General features: G+C 75.3%; 2 protein-coding genes and 1 pseudogene. 2 read left to right on the top strand and 1 reads right to left on the bottom strand.

The annotated features are described in order from the left end of the window. The first annotated feature begins 159 nt into the window (after window positions 1-159). On the top strand, window positions 160-762 hold the full coding sequence (locus G5C65_RS36640; RefSeq protein WP_165303356.1) for a TetR/AcrR family transcriptional regulator: 603 nt from the start codon (window positions 160-162) through the stop codon (window positions 760-762). 99 nt (window positions 763-861) lie between these two features. Here G5C65_RS36640 and G5C65_RS40895 read toward each other — a convergent pair. Continuing rightward, window positions 862-921, bottom strand: a pseudogene (locus tag G5C65_RS40895) (hypothetical protein); the annotation flags it as partial. 277 nt (window positions 922-1,198) lie between these two features. On the opposite strand from G5C65_RS40895, the gene G5C65_RS36630 reads away from it, so the two are divergent. Further along, a complete protein-coding gene (locus tag G5C65_RS36630; RefSeq protein ID WP_338146843.1) occupies window positions 1,199-1,690 on the top strand; it encodes a MarR family winged helix-turn-helix transcriptional regulator in 492 nt (163 codons plus the stop codon). Window positions 1,691-1,816: the final 126 nt, after the last annotated feature.

Raw genomic sequence — 1,816 nt, 5'->3', positions numbered from 1 at the left:
GTCGTAGCGCTCGGGGTCGTGGCCGAAGGACTCGGCCACCTCGCGGAGGCGGTGCGGCTCGTTCGCCGACGAGCCGGGCGAAGCTAGAGTGGGCATGTGCCCACCGTAATGGGCACATGCCCACTCGACAACCGGGCCGGCGCGAACGAAGGGTGCGGAATGCCAACGGGAACAGCCCTCCGCGATGTACGCGAGCAACTGTTCGACGCCGCGGAGCGCGTCCTGCTGCGGGCCGGGCCGAGCGCGCTGACCAGCCGCGCCGTCACCACCGAGGCGGGCTGCGCCAAGGGGGTGCTGCACCGGCACTTCGCGGACTTCGACGCGTTCCTCGCCGAGCTGGTACGGGACCGGGTGGCCCGGCTCGACACGCACGCCGCCGCGCTGCGCGAGGCGGCCGGGACCGGCACCGTCGAGGGCAACCTCGCGGACGCGCTCACCGGCCTGTTCGAGTCGGTGGCCGTGGCGATCGTCGGCCTCGTCACCTCGCGGGACGAGCTGCGCACCCGGCTGCGCGAGACCACCCCGGCCGGCATCCCCCTCCTCACGGAGGCCGCGGCCCTGGTCGCCGGCTACCTCGCGGCCGAGCGGGAGGCGGGCCGGGTGGCGGCGGACGCCGACCTCGACACCCTCGCTCCGACGCTGATCGGCGCCGCGCACCTGCTGTTCGCGGACCGGGCGAGCGCCCCGCCGGAGCCCGAGGCCGTGCACAGGGCCGTCACGACGGTGCTGGCAGGCGCTCTCCGGGAGGGCGACAGCCGCTGACGACAGCACCAGCACCGCGCCGCTCCGGCGCTTCCGGCAGCTCGACATCAGGCCCGCCTTCCGCAGCACCGCCGCGTGCTCACTGGCCGAGGAGACCGACACCCCCGCGCGCGCCGCCAGTTCGCTGGTGGTGCAGCTGCCGCCGAGCGACCGCAGCACGGCGGCCCGCGTGTCACCGAGCAGCCGGGCCAGATCCGCGGGCCCCGCCCGGCCCGCCAGGAGCGGTCGGCCCCGGCCCGGGAGCGGATCCGCTCCCACGCTGCACCGCTACTGCCGGGGTGCGACCGTCCCGGCCTCCTTCGGCCCCGTCGAGCAGGTCGCGCGGGCGTGCGGGGCGCGGCGCCGTGACCCTGCGGAAGGGCGCGTACCGCCTGCCCCGCGCGCTGAACCGTGGGGAGCCCTGGAACTTGCTTGTGCAAGCAGATACTGTGCCCGTGTGACCCCCGCCTATGACAGCTCCCCCACACCCGCCGACGACGACCAGGACGACCGCTGGTGTATGGCCGTGCGGCTGCTGGGCCATGTGGAGAAGCAGTTGGACGAGACGCTCCAGCACGGACACGGGCTGCCGCTGTCGGAGTACCGGGCCCTGTGCGCGCTGAGCCGTCCGGACAGCGGGCCCGCCGTGCGGATGGGGGAGCTGGCCGACCGGATCGGGCTCAAGGACAGCACCGTGACGCGGCTGGTCGGCCGCCTGGAGGCCCGGGGGCTGGCTGAGCGGACAGCGGCCGACGGCGACGGGCGCGCGGTCGCCGCCCGCGTCACCCCGGCGGGCCGGGAGCGCTACGCGGAGGCGACCCCCGCCTACCGGGCAGCGCTCGGCAGCGCGCTGGAGGCCGCCACGGCGAACGTGTACCTCGCCGACCTCGCCGCCTGGGTACGCACGGGCGAGTCAACGGCACACCCGACAGCGGAGGAACGCCCATGACCACCGCAACCGACCACTACGACAACCTGCTCGCCGAGCACTACACCTGGATGCTCGGCGGCGACCTCCAGGCGGCAGCGGCGGCACAGTCCGAGCTGCTGGAGGGGCTGGGGGTGGCCCCAGCGA

The sequence above is a fragment of the Streptomyces boncukensis genome (assembly GCF_011045075.1).
Lineage (GTDB): Bacteria > Actinomycetota > Actinomycetes > Streptomycetales > Streptomycetaceae > Streptomyces > Streptomyces boncukensis.
Note: the sequence above shows the minus strand (reverse complement) of the source record. Positions and strands in the feature narration are given on the sequence as shown.